At 69.0% G+C, this 18,597-nt stretch carries 12 protein-coding genes; 4 read left to right on the top strand and 8 right to left on the bottom strand.

Annotation, left to right across the window (positions count from 1 at the left end; all coding sequences use genetic code 11):
* Nucleotides 1-67: 67 nt before the first annotated feature.
* From LZ198_RS02130 to LZ198_RS02115, 4 genes are all read right to left on the bottom strand, one after another.
* The gene (locus LZ198_RS02130; RefSeq protein WP_253970146.1) at nt 68-319 is read right to left on the bottom strand and encodes a hypothetical protein; all 252 of its coding nucleotides are present in this window, start codon (nt 317-319) and stop codon (nt 68-70) included.
* Nucleotides 320-427: 108 nt separating this feature from the next.
* Nucleotides 428-859 (bottom strand): hypothetical protein, encoded by a 432-nt coding sequence (locus LZ198_RS02125; RefSeq protein ID WP_253970145.1) that lies wholly within the window; start codon nt 857-859, stop codon nt 428-430.
* Nucleotides 860-885: 26 nt separating this feature from the next.
* Complete coding sequence (locus tag LZ198_RS02120; protein WP_253970144.1) at nt 886-7,701, bottom strand: RHS repeat-associated core domain-containing protein; 6,816 nt, start codon at nt 7,699-7,701, stop codon at nt 886-888.
* 119 nt (nt 7,702-7,820) lie between these two features.
* Nucleotides 7,821-9,386: a hypothetical protein gene (locus tag LZ198_RS02115; RefSeq protein WP_253970143.1), complete on the bottom strand. Its 1,566-nt coding sequence runs from the start codon at nt 9,384-9,386 to the stop codon at nt 7,821-7,823.
* A gap of 348 nt (nt 9,387-9,734) precedes the next feature.
* Between LZ198_RS02115 and LZ198_RS02110 the strand changes: the two genes are divergently transcribed.
* Together LZ198_RS02110 and LZ198_RS02105 are read left to right on the top strand one after the other, a co-directional pair.
* A complete protein-coding gene (locus LZ198_RS02110; protein WP_253970258.1) occupies nt 9,735-10,280 on the top strand; it encodes an RNA polymerase sigma factor in 546 nt (181 codons plus the stop codon).
* A gap of 225 nt (nt 10,281-10,505) precedes the next feature.
* Nucleotides 10,506-11,480 carry a lytic transglycosylase domain-containing protein gene (locus tag LZ198_RS02105; protein WP_253970142.1) on the top strand — a complete coding sequence of 325 codons (975 nt, stop codon included), beginning with the start codon at nt 10,506-10,508 and terminating at the stop codon, nt 11,478-11,480.
* 77 nt (nt 11,481-11,557) lie between these two features.
* Here the strand turns inward: LZ198_RS02105 and LZ198_RS02100 are convergent, their stop codons facing one another.
* From LZ198_RS02100 to LZ198_RS02090, 3 genes are read right to left on the bottom strand one after another with little or no spacing between them, the layout of a single operon-like run.
* Nucleotides 11,558-11,857, bottom strand: coding sequence for a hypothetical protein (locus LZ198_RS02100; RefSeq protein WP_253970141.1), 300 nt, complete (start codon nt 11,855-11,857; stop codon nt 11,558-11,560).
* Between the two features lie 10 nt (nt 11,858-11,867).
* On the bottom strand, nt 11,868-12,530 hold the full coding sequence (locus tag LZ198_RS02095; protein WP_253970140.1) for a high-potential iron-sulfur protein: 663 nt from the start codon (nt 12,528-12,530) through the stop codon (nt 11,868-11,870).
* Nucleotides 12,530-14,707, bottom strand: a complete 2,178-nt coding sequence (locus LZ198_RS02090; protein ID WP_253970139.1) for a S46 family peptidase — start codon at nt 14,705-14,707, stop codon at nt 12,530-12,532. The genes LZ198_RS02095 and LZ198_RS02090 overlap by 1 nt, the downstream gene beginning before the upstream one ends.
* A 134-nt stretch (nt 14,708-14,841) precedes the next feature.
* Here LZ198_RS02090 and LZ198_RS02085 point away from each other — a divergent pair, with 134 nt between their 5' ends.
* Together LZ198_RS02085 and LZ198_RS42820 are read left to right on the top strand one after the other, a co-directional pair.
* Nucleotides 14,842-15,579, top strand: coding sequence for a M50 family metallopeptidase (locus LZ198_RS02085; RefSeq protein ID WP_253970138.1), 738 nt, complete (start codon nt 14,842-14,844; stop codon nt 15,577-15,579).
* Nucleotides 15,580-15,667: 88 nt separating this feature from the next.
* A complete protein-coding gene (locus tag LZ198_RS42820; RefSeq protein ID WP_256559172.1) occupies nt 15,668-17,821 on the top strand; it encodes an InlB B-repeat-containing protein in 2,154 nt (717 codons plus the stop codon).
* A gap of 63 nt (nt 17,822-17,884) precedes the next feature.
* Here the strand turns inward: LZ198_RS42820 and LZ198_RS02070 are convergent, their stop codons facing one another.
* On the bottom strand, nt 17,885-18,517 hold the full coding sequence (locus LZ198_RS02070; RefSeq protein ID WP_253970137.1) for a CHRD domain-containing protein: 633 nt from the start codon (nt 18,515-18,517) through the stop codon (nt 17,885-17,887).
* Between the last annotated feature and the right edge of the window lie 80 nt (nt 18,518-18,597).

Below are 18,597 nucleotides of genomic sequence, written 5' to 3'. Positions count from 1 at the left end.
AACTCGCCGCAGCCGACCTCCCGGGAAGGGGGCACGCATCCCATGATGCGCCCCCTCCCATGAGGAGTCAGGTCACGTCGGGCATTCGCACGTGGGTCCCGTAGAAGACTCCATCGGTCCACGGCTTCGGGAAATACGGAGCACCCCCTTTCGGAGGAAGGGCTCGCGGGTAGATGAGCACCAGGAGCGCGAAGTTGCCTGCGTGGGCCGAGGCCAGGATGTGCGCCTCCAGGCGTCGCCTGCCGAGAGAGTCCATCCCGGCCTCCTGCACGACGACGATGTCCGCAAACGAGGCGGAGATCTCGAAATCGAGGAGCACCCTCTCGAGGAGACGAAACGCTCCCCGCCGCCAATTCGATGACGCTCGCTACCTTATCGACGTTGCCGCCTACCACCTCGCCGTCGCGCCCGCTGGAGCCACCCTCGTTCAATCCGGCAGAATCGGCGGCCCGACGTAGGAGCCCGATGCTTCCAGCACTTCCACCAGGCGCCGGAACTCTTCGTATCGAGCCCATGCGTGCAAATGCTGCCGGTGGAAGTGCAGGTAGTTGAACTCATACAAGGGCGACGAGGGATCCCCGGACAGGTACCACGTGTTGTACCAGTCCGTGTCGATCTCCTCACCGCAGACCACACATCTGCGGTGAGGCTCCTTCACCTTCTCGAGGTACTCCTCGCTTCGCCGCTCCGCCAGCTCACGCAAGGGATGGTTCTCGAAGCACGCCTCATGGAACGCCAGTCCGGAGAGCGGGAAGAGAGGGTCCAGTCGATTCCGCACGAAGTGCGGAAGACGCGCCCCAGGTCTGCCCTCAATCGGTTTTCCGCAGATTCCACACGGCATGCCTCCGACGAACACCATGCGCACTCCTCCGGCTACCTCGGCCCCTACTGAGAGAATATCGAGAAGTTCTCAGGGAACGGATGGTCCACCTCGATCAGGTATGAGAACCGCTGACGCAGGCTACTCAGCGCCGCGAAGTCTGCTGGCGAGGGACCAGGCTCGGAGCCTCTCGTATGGGTGTGCATTATCAGCCTCCGGAACGACCCTGGGGCGAAATCGATCCCATCTCGACCGCCGGAGACAATCCACCGTTGCCTGCCGCCCAACGAGATGACGGCATGCTCCTCATTCAACGCCCGAGTCAACCCATCGAGTTCTTCGGCAAGCCCGATGAGAGACTCGCCATGCTCGACCTGTCGGATGTACGTCGGCGGCCGGTAGTCCTGGCCATTCGAGCGTCCGTGAACACTCACGGCGGGACTTGAGCGGAACGTCGACTGAACCTTCGAGATGGCCTGCTGGCCATGTGCCTTGCCCGTCAGCCGAGCCGCCTTGGCGAACCTCCCGCTCGCCAGTCCTCCGACCACCGCTCCGACTCCATAGAAGTCAGCCGCCGTCCCTCTCCCATCCAGGATGCGCGCCCCGCTCTCCCAGAGCGCCTGCCCCCCACCGTTGACGAGGTGGTAGATGCCGTAGGCCGTCATGCCCAGGCCCAGTGCGAGCGCGCCAGGAGGAGAGAACGCCGCCACGACGCCGAGGCCATAGGCCGTCCCCACCCCCATGCCCAACCCCGACAGCACACCCGCCAGCGCGTAGGCGCCGGCTTCGACACCCGATACCCGGCTGCCGTTCGGGTCCGCCGCGCCCGCATCCGTCTTGCTGGCCGCCGCCGCTGCGGGCACCCAGAAGTCGTACTCCCCCGGTGCAAAGACCGATGACGTCGTGGTGAGCGTCTGCCCGCCGGTCGCCTTCACGAGCTCTGGCTCCGGGCGCCCCGCCACGATGACGTCCGGCGTGAAGTCCTCCTCGAAGAACTCCGTGGACGGCGGTCCCTCCGCGCTCAATCCCGTGGGGTCCGTCAAGGTGAGCGGATTGTTGAGGACGTAGCTGTACCGGTTCAGGGACTGGCTGAAGAGCGGCGCCTGGACGATCGGATCCGGGCTCAGGAAGCGCCCGAGCCTCGGGTCGTACATGCGGCCCTTCATGTTGACGAGCCCCAGGTCGTCGTCCTCTTCGTGGCCCGTGAAGCCTAGCTGGGACGCGAGCGCGCCTCCCGCATGGGGCAGGGCCGGGTTCGACGCGTTCTTGCGCAGGCCGAACGGGTCGTACTTGTAGCGGCCTACAATCGCGCCGCCGCTGCCCGTGACGGACTCCACCGACCCCAGGTGGTCCGTGTGCAGATACGCCACCGACTCCGCGCCGGGCGCCGGCACGTCCGACCACTCCACCTGCGCGGCGACACCATCCCCGCCGGGCACGTAGAAGACGTGGGAAATCGTGGTGTCCGGCCTCGTCCGCCGCTCGTACAGGCCGCCGATGTACACCGTGCTCGCGCCCTGGTTGTCCTGCTTGAAGGTGCGCCGCTGGTGGGCGTCGTAGCCGAACGTCCACTGACGCGTGCCCTCGGTCACCTGGCTGGGCAGGTTGAAGTACGTGTACGCGAGCTGTCGCAGCGCCCCACCCGCCAATTGGCGTTGGCGGAGGTTGCCGTTGCCGTCATAGGCGTAGGCATCCGCGCCGACGCTCGTGACCGCGTGAGGCCCCGCGGAGCCCGCGCCATAGACATACGTCCGCTCCTCGAAGGGCGCCTGGCTGGTGGTCCCCAGCTTGGAGGAGCGATACGTGAGGTTTCCGAGGACGTCGTAGCCGTACTGGAACAGGGCGTTGTTGCAGCCCTTGTTCACCTTCCACTGCGTCAGCCGGTTCAAGGCGTCGTACTGGAAGTCCTCCGTCACCTGCGCGAGCCGGTCCACGCGGCTCTTCAGGTTCCCGTTGTCCTCGTACACGTATGCGAGCTGCTGGACGCTCCCCGCCGCGCCCGTGGTGTCGATGAAGCGCAACTGGTTGAGGGCGTCGTAGCGCCGGGTCGACGTGACGCCATTGCCGAACGTCTCCCCCGTGAGCAACCCCGCCGCGTTGCGCGCCGTCGCCGTCCAATAGGCATGGCCCGTGTTGACGTTGCGCACGGCGGCCAGATGCCCGAAGGCGGTGTAATCGTAGAAGACGCCCATGCGGGCGCGTCCCGCGACCTCCGGGTAGCCCAGCGTCTGGAGCCGGCCCAGGGCGTCGTACGTCATGCTCAGCCGGTACTCCTGCCCCTGGACGTTCCACCGCTCATGCGCGGGGCGGCCCAGGGCGTCGTACTCGTAGGTCTGGACCACGCCGTCCGGAGACGTGGCCTGGTGCAACGCCCCCAGGCCATTGAGGGCCGTATCCCAGCTCAGCGACGTCACCTGGGCGGGGCTCCCGGAGGCGGCGGGCTGATTCGAGATGGAGGTGGCGCGTCCCAACCCGTCATAGGTGCGCGTGACGGTGTTGCCGTTGCCATCCGTCTGCGTCCGCACCTGTCCGAAGGCCGAGTACCAGGCCCGGCGCTGCCCGGCGTCCGGGTCGTCCAGCAGCGTGCGACGGCCCAGCCGGTCGTACTCCACCAGCGTGTCGTTCCCCTGGTCGTCGATGATGCGGCGGGGCAGCGAGAACGGTCCGTACTCGTACCGCGCGATGACGGTCCCGGTCGCAGTGACGTTGCCGCTCCGGATGTTCCGCCCCAGAGAGTCCTGGAGGAGGTAGCCGGCGTTGCGCTTCTCGTCCCAGGTGAGCGTCTTCAGGCCCTCGTACTTGCGCTCCTGGAAGGTGCCGTCCGGGTGGATCAGGGTGAGCAGGCGCCCGCGCCGGTCATAGGTGAAGCGCTCGTTGAGGATGGGGCCCAGCTCCGTGCGGGGCATGGACCGGGTCTCCACGCGGCCCAAGGCGTCGTACGTCGTCTCGACCACGGACCAGCCGCCGTCGAACCCACGCGTCTTGCGGCGCACCTCCCGCCCCATCATGTCGAAGGCGACCTGGGATTCCGTCCCGTTGCGCGCACAGCTCGACAGGTTCGGTCCCACCGTGGCCGGGCCGCACGACGCGAAGTCCACCTCGCGGAGGTCGACGAGCGGGCGCTCCGCGTCGACCCCATAGCTCACCACCACGTCAGCAGAGTCCGGGCCATCCTCGGCGCGCTGGCGGCCGAAGGCGTCGTAGTACCAGCGGGTCTGGGTACCGACGGGGCTCTGCTGCACCGTGGGCACGCCCAGGCCCCGGTCATGGGCCAGGTCCGTCCGGAGGACGGGGGCGTTCGGGTCATCCGGCGACGGGTACTCGAGCTGCGCGGAGACGAAGAGCCGCTCCGCCGCGTCGTATTGCACCTGCGTCCGTCGCTTGCGCGCCGCGGTGTCCGTGCTCTCCACGCGCGTCACCAACCCCAGCGCGTTGTAGGTGAACTCCGTCTGCAGCCACACGTCGTCGCGCTCGGGTGAGGTCGCGCCCGGCTCCACGGTGACGCGCCTGGGCAGGTTCGTCGTCGGCAGGCAGCCCACGCCGTCGCAGTACTCGTACCCCGTGGTCCGGGTGACGGAGGGCAGGCCCGGAACGGTGCTCGTCACGCTCCGGTTGCGGAGCAGGCCCAGCAGGTGGGCCCCCTGCGTCGGGTAGTTGTCGTATGCATCGACCGTGACCGTTGTCGACCCGTCCTGCGCGGTCTCCTCGTGACGCGTGATGTTCCCGTAGCTGTCGTAGGTGTTGGTCGCCGAGTGCTGGCGGATGACGCCCACGTCACCCGCCGTCTCGGTCTCCGTCACCGTGTACGTGAACGGGAAGACGACCTTGTTCCCGGCCTTCGCCTGGTACTGGTACGTGAGGTTGCGCTGGAACGAGTCCTCCAGCCCCGAGGCCATGGTGACCGAGGTCTTCTCCTCGTAGGGGCGGTGTGCCTCCAGGTAGAAGCCCAGCGTGCGCCGGTCGTTGTGGTAGCGCGTGGTGGTGCGCTTGAAGGCCTTTTCATCGACCTGGGTCCGCTCGGAGAAGCCCAGCCAGCCGCGGCCCAACAGGTCCGTCCTGCCTCCGGCGTAGGAGTACGTGAAGTTCCGAACGGGTGAATCCCAACTCTGCTCCGAGTGGAGGGTCACCAGCCACTGCGCGCGCAGGTTGCACGACTGCGGATAGGTACAGACAGCGGACGCGTGGTGGTTCGCGGTCTTGGAGGGCGAGGTGAAGGTCGTGGCCTCGTAGGAGACGTCCACCCGGTTGCTGAGCCCGTCCACCACGGCCTTCAAGACGTCGGTCTTGTACCCGTTGCGCAGGTACAGCACGAGCTGACCGCCCTCCATCTGGATGATGTCCGTCAGGCCATCACCGTTGGCGTCCAGCAACTGCGTCAGCTTCATCCCCCAGCCGGAGCCCTTCATCGAATACTTCGAGGGGTCATCCGAACTGACACTTTGGACGTTGCCCCGTCCCGGGAGCTGGCCCACGGGGATCGCCAGCGTCCGCACGTTGAAGCCGGTGCCGTTCGACTCGAGCACCACATGGGTGGTGCGCGTGCTCACGCCGTAGCCGTAGTCCGTCAGCAGGAGGTCCTGGCGGCCATCCTGGTTGAAGTCCAGCACGCGCACGCCCACGTCGGCGAGGCGGTGCGAGGGATGCAGCCTGCCGAAGCTCACCTCCGCGCCCTCGGGCATCACCTGCGTCACCGGCGGAGCGAAGCCATTGCCGGTGTTGATGGAGATCTCCAGGTTGCCCGCCCCCTGCAGGCCCTGTCGCTCCCGCTTGGCGCTCACCGAGTCCGGCAACCCGTCGCCGTTGATGTCGATGAACCAGTGCTGCCGGTAGATGTACGGGTTGTAGCTGTTGGGCACCGGCAGGGTGGAGAGCGTCGTGGTGAGCTTCTTGCCGACGACGCCCGGGCCGGTGCGCCCCAGCGCCACGAGGAACCGGGAGTAGCCATCCGCGGGGCCCGACTGGGGCTCGCGAACCAGCAACTCCGTGGCGCCGTCTCCGTCGACGTCCACCGCGTAGCCGGCGTGGTCCAGGCCCGCGCCCACGGCGGTGCGCTGGTTGGCCGCGGGGAACACGGGGCCACCGGAGGTGTCCACATCGGTCAGTCGGGCGCCCCACTCGTAGGGGAGCGAGCTGCCCGTCGTCCGCGTCAGGCTCCGTACCGCGTCGGGGTAGCCATTGCCGTCGAGGTCCGCGAGGTGGAGGCTGGGCACCCGCGCGGGCTGCGTCTGGTCGAACCAGAAGTCGAAGATGTCGTTCTGCCCGGCGGCGAAGCCCGTCCCGTTCGAGAAGTGGAACTGGTAACGCCCGTTGGTGCCCGTCGTCACATCCGGCAGGTACAGGCCGACGACGTCGACCTTGCCGTCGTTGTTCAGGTCGACGGTGCGCAGGTCATCCGCCGTGTCGCCGCTGCGCGCCTCGGGGAGGTTGGGCAGTTCCACGGGCGGGCCGAAATCACGCCCGTTGGTGTTGAGGCGGACATACCAGCGCGGCGGCTGCAACCGGAGCCCCACGGAGCGACTGAAGCGATACATGATGTCGTCGCGGCCATCGCCGTTGATGTCCAGGGTCTGGAGCGTCCAGAAGTCCGGCGCGGAGGCGAACCCCTCGCTGTCGGGGATGCCACCGTTCTCCGCCGGCGACGGCGTGGCCGCGGACACCGGGACGCGCAGGAAGAAGTCATCCCCGCCCGCGGGCAGCAACTCGCGGCCGACACGCGGTCCACTCAGCTCCCAGGTGAACGTCGTGGGACGCTTGCAAGCCCCCTGCGCGTCGCACTCCTGGAGGGTCGACAGGAGGCTGCGTCCGGAGACGCTGTCGTTGCGGTAGGTGAAGCTGTAGCTGCGCAGCGGCTGCGTGCTGCCCGGTCCGAGCATCCGGATGGTCTTCATGCGCCGGGCGCTGACCAGCTTGAACCCCGACACGAAACGCTCCGTGCGGTCCGGACGCTCGGAGACCTCGTCGTAGTCGAACCACACCACGCGCTGCGGCGTCCCCACGGAGGCATCCGTCGTGGAGCCCGTGTAGCGGAGCGCCCTCGGCAGTTGCTCGTAGCCGTATCCCTCCTGGACGCCGCCACCGCCGTGGACACGCAGCTCGTACTCGACGGACAGGTAGTTGCCTTGCCGGTCTCGGAGACGCGACAGCGACCAACCCAGGCGCACGGTCTGGGAGGTGTGGTCCGCCACCACCGTGGCGTCCGCCAGGTTGCTGGAGCCGGGCACGAAGTGCATCCGGTAGCCCTCCACCCGCGAGGCGCCGTCCCGACCGAACTCGAGGACGAGTCCGTTCTTGAGCTGCACCTCGAACCACGAAGGCCCCTTCGAATCCTCCTGGCGGGCCACGACGTGGGAGAACTCCTCCACCTCCGTGGTGAACGTCCGCTCGCCCGAGCTGGTGCTCCCCACCTGAACCAGCCGCTTGCCATCCAGGCAGAAGGCATCCGAGGCATCGAACATCACCGGCGCCGGTGCCCCGTCCTGCACGGACGTCTTGTTGCAGCGGGAGATCTGCGACAGACCGCCCAGGCCCCACCCCACGCCCAGCAATCCGTTACCCGAGCGGCTGTGGTAGTTCAGCGACAACGACGGCTGGATGCCGGCACGCCCCGGTGGCACCCACAAGGGGACGTGGTAGGTGGCGGCCCCGTCTGCGGTGACCTCGAAGCTCCCGGGAGTCGTCCCCGGCACGAGCCCCGTGCTGTCGCGCTCACTCGGGACGATGGCGCCAGCCAGGGGTGGCAGCTCCTGATCTCCCGAGAGCGCTGAATGGGTGGGCAACGGATCCGACGAGGAGTCCCACACGGACTCCACCGTGGGACCGCAGGACACGACCAACTGGGTGAAGTACATCCACAGCGTCAGCAACGAGAGAACGCGTTTCATCGAGACACCTCGCAGGAAGGCCGCGCCAGGACTCCGCGCGCTCCCTGCTCGAAGTGGAAATGGTCAGGAGTCCCGCGTTCCTCGCGGCGGGTTGTGCCGCGAGGAACGTGGACACGAGGTCAGAAGCCGCCGGGCGTTCCCTGGCAGATGCCGTTGCCCTTGCACGTCATGCCCGTGGGGCAGGTCCCGCAGGCCACGAGTCCGCCACAGCCATTGGGGGCGTTGCCGCACTCCCGCTCACCGCAGACCTCGTAGGCCGGATACGGCGTGCAGCCACACACGTTCGGCGTCCCGCCGCCACCGCAAGACTGGGGGCTCGTGCAAGTGCCGGTGGAGCCACAGGTGTAGGTGCCACCACAGCCGTTGGACACCGTGCCACAGTTCTTCCCGGCGCAGGCCGTCGCCTGGGGGATGGACGTGCAGCCACACACGTTCGGCGTCCCGCTACCGCCACACGTCTGCGGGCTCGTGCAGGTGCCCGTGGGGCCACAGGTGTGGAAGCCACCGCAACCGTTGGGCACCGTGCCGCAGTTCTTTCCGGCGCAGGCGAGGTCGCGAGAGGACGGCGTGCAACCACAGACGTTCTCCACGCCGCCACCGCCACACGTCTGGGGACTCACGCACCCACCACAGTTGAAGGACGCCGTGCACCCATCCGAGACGATGCCGCACTTGCCCTGACAGGCCTGGGTCTGCGTCATCGGCGTGCACGCGCCGCTGCAGACATTGGGAACCCCGTCCCCGCCGCAGGTGCTGCTCCCCGAGCACGCGCCACAATCCAAGGGCCAGCCACATCCATCGTCGATGACGCCGCAGTTCTTGCCCTGCTGGGCGCACGACCTGGGGGTGCACTGACAGACGGCCGAGTCCGTCCGGCACACGTCGTTCTCGTCGATGGCGCCGTCGCAGTCGTCATCCGCGCCGTTGCAGGTCTCCGCCGGTGCCGTACACGCCCCCCAATAGCGGACACCGTTCGTGACGTTCAGCATGCACGTCTGCGACGAGCCCAGACACACGCCCGCGCCGCTCTGACACTCGCGCGTCAGGCTCCCGGTCGGCTGCCCGGGCAGGTTGTCCTCGATGCCATCGTAGTCGTCGTCACAACCGTTACAGTCCTCCGGGCCCGGCGTCGGAGGCTGACAGGCCCCACGGGAGCCATCGGCGCGGCATGCGGCCGTGGCTCCGTTGCAGCGGTCCTCATAGCGGTCGGAACAGACGACACGCGCGCCCACCTGGTACGAACACTGGAACGCACCGCTGGTGCACACGCTCGTGCCAGGACACCCCACGCCGCTCTGGCAGGAGCCATTGGTCAGTGGGCCGTTGTTGGTGGGGTTCTCATCCACCTGCCCGTCACCATCGTCGTCGCAGCCGTTGCACAGCTCGGAGCGATACGCCGAACAGGAGCCGGCGATGCGGACGCCGCCCCCTTCGTCCGCGGGCCCCACCGTACAGGTCTGGGTCCCCGCCCGTCCGCAGACGGAGCAGGAGGTGCTGGAGCTGCCGTCGAACTGACAGGGCCCGAACTTCGTCCCCTCACAGGACCGGGACCCGAGGCAGCCGTTCAACTGACAGGCCTCCACCTGGCCGTCCTCGCATGCCGCGCGAGCCTCGTTCGACAGCAGCAGCGCGACACATGACAGGGCGAGAACCAGACATCGATTCAGGGGATGCGGCAGCGACATGAGGTCGACTCTGAGCAGGCACGAGGAGACACGCCGGACCCCGGCCTGCCCCTGTCGCGCGCGGATGGATGTTCACTTCCATCCGAGCTACGGAACGAGCCGCACATCCTGGTCGCGGAGGAAGCACCTTTCTCTGAGGCCGCGCTCTCGGATTCTGCGAAATGGCTCGACCCTGGAGGGCCCCTCCCAGGTCGGACCCGCAAATCCACGGCCCGTTTCCACCCTCACTGGGTCGGAGACGACGAACCGTGAAATGTGCGCCCGCCTCGCGGGGCGATAGACCCATTTCGGGCGTCATCCGTTCCAACGGGGGTCCCCGACACCGGGGTGTCCAGGAGCCCACCCGTGATTCACGCCGCCGTCGTCGATCTGCCTCCCCTCACCCAGCTCTACAACGAGCACCGGGCCCGCGCGCTGGCCATCGCCCGGCGCATCGTGGGTGACTCCGACGACGCGGAGGACGTCGTGCAGGACGTCTTCACGCGGCTGGCGTGGAAGTCCCCCGGCTATGGCGGACGCGCCGCATGGACGACGTGGCTCCATCGCGTCATGGTCAACAGCAGCATCAACTGGCTGCGCGCGCGCAAGCGTCGCGAGCGACTCAGCCACGAATCCTCCGAGCCCCTCACGCCCGAGGCCCAGGCCGTGGGCGCGGAGATGAAGCGCCACTTCACCTCCGCCATGGCGGAGATCAACGACCAGCAGCGCCAGGTGCTCTACCTGCGCGAGATGCGCGGCCTGAGCTACCCGGAGATCGCCCGCCTCCTCCAGATTCCCGAGGGCACCGTGAAGAGCACGCTCCACCGCGCCCGGCAGCGCACCTTCGGCCTCATGGCGGAGCGCGGCCACCAACCCGAGGACCTCCCGCTCCACGCGGAGTCGGGCACGCCCTAGACGCGAGCGCCCCCCGGCCCACGGTCGCCGTCCCTGATGACGAAGAACATCGACTGATGACGGCAGACACCAGGGACGGAGGTTCCCGCACGCCTCACTGCCCGAGCGCCCACGTGGAATATCCAGGGTTTGGCGGCGCGGAGGGCCAGCGCCCGAGGTGGCACAGCGGATGCTCTAGGGGGTCGTGTCGCATCACTTCCTCCGCCTCCCCCAGGAGCCGCCGCCATGAGCCTCTCCCCTCTCTCCAGCGCCACCCGGTCCGCCGCTCGTCCCGCCACGTCGTCGCCGTCGCTCCAGGCCACGCAGCAGAAGACGGCCCTCCAGTCGCCGACCCAGGCGTCGGCCGGACGGCGTCCCTCCGCGCTCCAGCAGGACGGCTTCGACGCGGGCGGCAGCCGCGCCGCGAACCTGGGCAAGCTGCTGGAGGGCACGCTGTCGGTGATGAACACGCTGGTGCAGATGATGTCCCAGCTCGCCGCGAATGGCGGCGCACAGGGCGCCAGCGGCGCGCCGCTGGGCTCCGCGGCCTCCCCGTCGTCGTTCGGCTCCAGCGGCTTCTCGCCCTGCGCGTCCGGGAGCAAGCCACCCGTGGAGCTGAACCCGGGCGCTTCCGCCGCGGCCCCGGTGGCGGGCCCGAGCGCGGCCCCCGTGTCGAGCGCTGTCGCCGCTCCGGTGTCGAGCCCCGGCGTGACCTCCACGTCGAGCCCGTCCATCACGGGTGACGCGAAGCTCGGCGGCAACCTGCCCCCCGGCCTGGAGAAGTACCGCGGCGCCATCGAGTCCGCCGCCGCGAAGGCCGGCGTGCCCGCGTCGATGATCGCCGCGCAGATCTGGCAGGAGTCCCGAGGCGACCTGAGCGCCGCCACCACCAACGGCGGCAACGGCCTGACGGACACCGGCCTGATGCAGGTCAACCCCAACACCTTCAAGGAGCTCCAGGCGAAGCACCCCGAGCTGCAGGGCAAGGACCTCTCCGACCCGGCGACCAACATCCTCGCGGGCGCCTGCTACATGAAGGACATGAAGGAGCAGTTCGGCAGTTGGGACCTCGCCCTGCGCGCCTACAACTCCGGCCCCAACGGCGTGGACCGCGGCAACCCGGATGCGATTCCCGCCGGCACCGGTGACGCCACCTACGTGCAGAAGGTGAAGAGCTTCGCGAACACCCTCGCCACGGGCCAGGGCACGCTGCCGGCGTGACGGTGGCCGCGGGAGACGTGGCGCCCCCGGGCCTCGTGCTCGCGGGGCGTCCATGAGCCACCGTGGTGGCTCGCGAGCTAGCGAGGCGCGGTCTGCGGAGGCACCACGCGCCGAGGGGCATCGTGGCCGCGCGGGAACCAGACGCCGCGCTCGCGGACATCCCCCAGGTTCGGCAGCACGTGCCCGGCATCCAGCGTCGACACGTCCACGTCCTCGACGAGCCGGAGGACCCGGGGCAGGTCCGAGCCCTGGAACACACGCTCGCGGAGGAGCACCATCGCATCCTCCGCGTCGCGAGCGCTGACGCCACAACCGAGCCGGGTGCCGACGGGCAGCGCGTCACCCGACTCGAACTCGAACCAGAACCTGCGCCACATATGCGGGATACTACTCCTCGCCCTTCGCGCCGATGAACTGGTCGCCCTTCTCCTTGAACAGGAGGTTGAAGCTGGTGAGCGAGCCGTAGACGCGGGTGATGTAGCTCTGCATCTCCACCTTCTCCGCGTCGCTGAGCTTCGGGTGGGCGTTGAGCTTCTGCTCGAGCACGCGCAGACGGTCCCGCACCATGACCACCTTGTGGAACAGGTTGTCGATGGGGAGGTCCTTGGCCTGCAGCTCCGCGTTGCCGGGGACGAGGCGCACGGTGCCGCCCTCCCACTTGCCCGCCAGCGGCGGCGCATCTGTCAAACCGGACGCCTCCCGGAAGATGTCCATCAGCTCTTCACGCGTCATGTTCAGCCCTTCCAGGTCCACCACTTCGTTGGGGTCCGCGCGGCGCCGGACGACCACCGGCGCCACGCTCCTCGCGCTCCGCTCGCGCGAGGCCGGGGCCTTCGCCGCCAGGGGCGTGGCCGTGCCTCGGGGCGCGTACTTGTCACAAATGGGCGCGGACGGAGGGAACAAGCCGCGAGAGGCCTGGAGACGACACGGCCCCACCCACCCCCGCCGCTCGTCCACCGAGTGCGGGCTCCACAGCTTGCAGTTGCCGCACACCTGCTCTTCCGGCCGGAAGGTCGGAAGCGGCGGTGAGGCGTCCCCCGGGTCCGTCATCAGCGCGTCTCCCCCGCCACTGGCGGGCCCTTGCGCACGCCCAGCTCCCGCAGCAGCGCGTCCGCGTTCTCCACCTGGTCCAGCATCCACAGCACGTACCGCACGTCCACGTTGACGTTGCGGGCCACCTCCGGGTTGTAGCCGAAATCGTTGGCCACGTTCTCCCAGACGCGGTCGAAGTTGACGCCCACCAACTGGCCGCGACCGTTCACCGTGGGGCTGCCGGAGTTGCCACCCGTCGTGTCCGCGTCCGCCAGGAAGTTCACCGGCACGTCCTTGAGCTTCTTGTCCACCCAGGGGCCGAAGCGCTTCGCCGCCGCCACCGAGGACACGCGCTCGGGCACCACGAAGGGCTCCTCACCCGTCTCCTTGGCCAGCATGCCCGCCAGCGTCGTCTGCGGCGTGGCCACCAGGCCGTCACGCGGCGCGTAGCCCTGCACCTTCGCGAACGTCACCCGCAGCGTCCCGTTGGCGTCCGGCGCCACCGGCTTGCCCGCATGCGCCATCACCGCCTTGCGCCACTCCGGCCGCAGCCGCAGCACCGCGCCCGCGCGCCGGTCGCCCGCGTCGTCCATGGCCGCCTGCTCCTTCGCCAGGTCCAGGCCGAACGCCAGCAGCGGGTCCTTGCGCGCCTCGAGCTGCGCGAGCGACTCACCGGCCATCTTCATCCGCTCGGCCAACGTCAAGAGCTGCGTGCCCGCGTACATCGCGTCCACCTTCGCGGCCACCGCCTTCGCGTCGAACGTGGCGCCGAAGTGCGTGTCCACGGCGGCGATGCGCTCGTCCGGTCCCAGCGCCTGCGCGCGCTTCACGAAGGCCGCCAGCAGCTTCTTCTCCGCCGGCACGAACAGGTTCTTCTGCTCGCGCTCCAGCCGGTCCTTGATGCGCGTCAGCTCGCGGTCCATGTACTCCGGACGACGCTCCAGGTCGGGCTTGACGCGCTCGGCCGCCAGTCGCCCCAACGTCGTCCCCATCGCCGGCCCGCGGGCCAGCCGCGTGGACGCGCCGAGCAGGAACTCGCGCTCGAACACCTTCGCGTTGGACTGCTGCTCGGCGAGCAGCGCCTCGCGCGCCGCCAGCGCCCCGCCCCACTTCGCGCCGGACTTGCGCGCCCAGGCCTCCACCGCGGCCTCCGCCTCGCGCTGCTTCTCCACGATGTGGCCGCGCTTGAGGCCGGCGAGCTGCCCGCCCGCGTTCTTGTAGACGTTGTGCAGGCCCTTGAGGTTGGAGGCCACGGCGATCTTCCCCGCCGGGTCCTTGTCCCCCTCCTCCTCCATGATGCGGATGGCCTCGCCGTACACGTCGCGCATGCGCGGGTACGCGCGCGCCTGACGCTCCGCCATCTCCTCCGCCAGCAGCGCGCGATAGGTGCGGCCCGGGTAGCCGAGCACCATCACGAAGTCGCCGGGCTTCACGCCGTCGGTCGCGAGTGGGAAGAAGAACTCCGCCTTGTAGGGCACGTTCTTCTCGCTGTACTGCGCGGACGCGCCATCCGGCGCGCTGTAGGCCCGGAGGATGGCGAAGTCGCCGGTGTGGCGCGGCCACATCCAGTTGTCCTCCTCGCCGCCGTACTCGCCCACCGCGCGCGGCGGCGCGTAGACGAGCCGCACGTCCTGCAGCTCCACCGCGTCCACCAGCGTGAAGTTCACGCCCCCGTCGAACGTGGCCACCTGACAGCGCGTGGCCGGGCGCTTCTCGCACCCGGCGACCAGCTCCTTCTGCTTGCGCTCGATGGCCAGGTAGCGCGCGCGGTCATCCGCGCCCTGCGGCACCGCGGCGAGCACCTGCGCCGTCACGTCGGTGAAGGCGCGCGGGACCTGCACGCGGGCGCCCTTGCCGGGCAGCTCGTCCTTGCGCTCGGTGGCGGTGAAGCCCTGGGTGATGAGGTCGCGCTCGGGCGTGCTGTGCTCCTGGATGACGCCGAAGGCGCAGTGGTGGTTGGTGATGACCAGGCCCGTGGAGGAGATGAAGGCGCCGGAGCAGCCCCCCACGTTCACCGTCCCCGCCAGGAGGCCGGTGCCCCGCTTGGGGTCCCACAGCTTCTGGGGCGCCAGTTGGAGCCCCTGGGCACGAAGCCACGCCGGGTCCAGTTCGAGGACCTGCTGGGGGGTCCACTTGCCTTCCCCGGCCAGGACCGGGGTCGCCACGAGCGACAGGAGGAGGAGCGTCTTCTTCATGACCTCCCTCCCTACCCCGTCCGACGCCCGCACGCGACACCCTCCTGCATGCGACGCTTCGCGGCAAGAACGGGAGTTTCCTGGGAAGATGGACCGCATTTAGCTGTTCGAGCGTCCAGGACCGGAGGGAACGGATGAAGACCGCCAGCGGTGCACAGCTCGACACGGGCCGACTGGTCCTCCTCGTCTCCATGCTCGGGGTGGGCTGGTACTTCTGGTACTCGCCCGTCTTCTGGCCGCTCAAGCTGCTCGTGGTGATGATGCACGAGAGCGGGCACGCCCTGGCCAGCCTCCTGGTGGGGGGCTCCGTCGACCGCATCCACCTGGCGGCCAACGAGTCGGGGGAGTGCCTGTCGCGGCTGCCGCCGGGGGTCCTCCGGCAGGTGGTCGTCTACTCGGGGGGCTACCTGGGCAGCGCGGTCGCCGGCGCCGGGCTGCTGCTGGCCACCTTCCGGTTCCAGCTGCGCCGCTGGGTGCTGGGCGCCGCGTGTGTGTGGCTCGTGGTCATGGGGGTGATGTACGCGGGAGACGCCTTCACCCTCGCCTTCTGCGTGGGGACCGCCGTGGTGATGGGCGCGAGCGCGAAGTGGCTGCCCGACGGGGCGGTGGACTTCCTCAACCTCTTCATCGCCGCCTTCACCGCCCTGTACGCCGTGTTCGACCTGCGCGACGACCTGTGGAACAGCGCCGTGCGCTCCCGCAGCGACGCGGCGCTCCTGTCCGACATCACCTACATCCCCGCCATCGTCTGGGCGGCGCTGTGGACCCTGCTCGCCGTGGCCCTGCTCGCCATCGCCGCCTGGTGGTCCATGCACGGCCGGCCCCGCAACCTCCAGATGCCCCCCGTCTCAGCCCGGATGCGAAGAACGTAACCCAAGCAACAAAAGAAACTCAGATACAAAAACAGGACACTCCCGGTAGAGTGGGTTGCGCAGCACCCCACCTTCGAGAGGTGTTCTCATGAGAAGCGTCGTCCTGTCCGTCTTCGTGGCGGTCCTCGCGGCGTGTGGTCCTGGCGCGGAAGAGGCGTTCGCCCCCGAGTCCGGCACCCAGAAGTCCGCGATCAGCATCACCGCGGAGGACCAGATCGTCACCCGGATGCCGAGCAGCTCCGGGGCCACGCTGGGCTACTCCGAGTACCTGCCCCCCGGGTACCTGACGTCCACCGAGCGCTACCCCACCATCATCCACCTCAACGGCATGGGGGAGCTGGGCCGGGCGACGACGCAGAGCGAGCTGTACACCATCACCACGAAGCACGGCGCGCTCAAGCACATCCGGGAGAGCGCCACGTGGAAGACGTACTTCGGCCAGAAGAAGGCGATGGTGTTCGCGCCGCAGGGCTACGACAACTACTCGCCGGAGGAGCTGCGCCCGTTCATCCAGTTCATCGTGGCCAACTACCGGGTGGACCCGACGCGCCTCTACCTGACGGGCCTGAGCATGGGTGGCTGGGGCACCTGGCGCTACGCGCGGCTGTACGGCAACGAGCTGGCCGCCATCGCGCCCATCGCCACCAACATCGGCGCGCCGGGCGACACGCTCACGCTGCTCGACGGCGCGGCGGTGTGGGCGGCCAACAGCTTCAACGAGCGCGGCGCGAACATCTCCTGGCTGCTGAGCTTCACGAAGCTCTACGGCCAGAACTCGGCGATCAATCCGCCCGCGTCGGAGGTGGATTCGACGAATACGTACCTCTTCGACAAGACCACGAAGGCGTGGACGTCGCAGGCGGGGTTGATCGGCACGGGGACGGCCGTCGCCCGAATCGTCAACTTCAAGGGCGAGGGTCACTTCGGCTGGTCGGAGACGTACAGTCAGCAGTCCTTCTGGAACTGGATGTTCGCCCAGCAGCGCGGCGGCACGCCCACGCCCACGCAGTACACGCTCACGGTCAACAGCGGCTCCGGTGACGGCAGCTATGCCTCCGGCACGCAGGTCACCATCACCGCGGATGCCCCGGCCTCCGGCTACGTCTTCGACAAGTGGACGGGCGCCACCGTCACCAGCGCCACCTCCGCCACCACCACGCTGACCATGCCCGCCGCCGCCACCACCGTCACCGCCACCTACAAGCTGGCCACCGCGCCGACGTACGTGCTCACGGTCAACAGCGGCTCCGGCGACGGCAGCTACGCCTCCGGCACGCAGGTCACCATCACCGCGGACGCCCCGGCCTCCGGCTACGTCTTCGACAAGTGGACGGGCGCCACCGTCACCAGCGCCACCTCCGCCACCACCACGCTGACCATGCCCGCCGCCGCCACCACCGTCACCGCCACCTACAAGCTGGCGAGCACGGGCGGCGTGTCCATCACCACGGAGAACGAGGTCATCGGCCGGCTGGCCACGACGACCGGCGCGCCCTTCCCCTATGCCGAGTACCTGCCACCCGGCTACCTGACCTCGCCCACGACGACGTACCCCGTGGTCCTCCACCTGCACGACTCCGGCGAGTCGGGGTCGACGAGCACGGAGGCCCAGCTGGTGGAGGTGGTGTCGCGCTACGGCCCGCTGAACCTCATCCGGACCAGCGCCACCTGGAAGACGTACTTCGGCCAGCAGCAGGCGATGGTGTTCGCGCCCCGCTCCACGGGCGGCACGTGGGACGCCGCGCAGCTCGACACGCTGGTGAGCTTCCTCAGCACCCACTACCGCGTGGACCCAAAGCGCATCTACGTCGCGGGGCGGACCATCGGTGGTCACGGCGCCTGGAGCTACGGGTACAGCTTCGGCGACCGCGTCGCGGCGCTGGCGGCCATCGGCTCCAACCTGGGCGGCCCCGGCCCCGCGCTGACGAAGCTCGCCAACGTCCCGGTGTGGATGGTGGACGGCTGGGTGACGTCGTCCACGTGGACCGGCCAGCACTCGTGGCTGCGCGGGCTCACCAAGGTCTACGGCTGGGACCAGTACCTCACGTTCGACAACCCGGCCGCGGCGCTGACGTACGTGTTCAACGCCACGACCAAGACCTGGTCCACCCAGGCGGGCGCGTACGCGACGGGCACCTCACCCATCCGCTTCACGGTGTACCCGCAGGGCGCGGACTTCGCGACGCCCACCTACGAGAACGCGGCGTTCTGGGACTGGATGTTCGCCCAGCAGCGCCCGTAGTCGGCCGACGCCACCGGGCCTCCCTCCCCTCCCGCGAGAGGCCCGGTGGATGGAGTCCGCGAGTCAGTCCTGCGCGACGGAGAGCTGGCCACGCATCTCTCCGTAGTAGGTATGCGCCTTGGTGTGCAGGTTGAAGTAGAGCACGCCCTTGCGCGCCAGCCACTCCAGCCCGGCGATCGTCTTCGTCTGGACGGGCAGCCCCGGCTCCACCGGGCAGCTCTCCGGCAACATGGGCTTGAGGCCCGGCGCATGGTCCACGAACTTCACGTTCTCGTTGGACAGCTCCGTGGAGAACGTCCCGTCCACGAACAGCTTCGACGCGGCGGTGTGGTGGCCGAAGTCCACGATGATGGGCCCGAGCATGCCCGGGGGCCCGCAGTGGACGTGGAACATGAGGATGTCCTCCGGGTTCACGCCTTCGATGCGCACGTCGACGTAGGCCTTGCTCAGGTCCTTGGCGAAGCGGATCTGCCCGTAGCCCCGCGACTTGCGGCTGGCCCGGGGCGTCGAGGGCGCCGTGGCGCCCAGGCTCTTCTGGAGGAGCTTCGGGGTCTCCGACTCCTCGCCGGGCTCCTGCGCCGGGCTCAGGAAGGCCTCGTAGACGGTGAAGGTCTTCGAGCCGAGCGCGGGCTCCTTGGCGAAGGCGGGCTGGACGGACAGGGCGAGGAGGGCCGCGAGGGCCGTGGGCGTGCGCATGGAGGAGTTCCCCCTTTGAGAGAGGCCTCCATGGGTAGCGCGAGACGCGGGCGCCGTGCTGCCCGCAGGCGGCCAGCGGG

This window comes from Myxococcus dinghuensis, assembly GCF_024198235.1.
Lineage (GTDB): Bacteria > Myxococcota > Myxococcia > Myxococcales > Myxococcaceae > Myxococcus > Myxococcus dinghuensis.
Note: the sequence above shows the minus strand (reverse complement) of the source record. Positions and strands in the feature narration are given on the sequence as shown.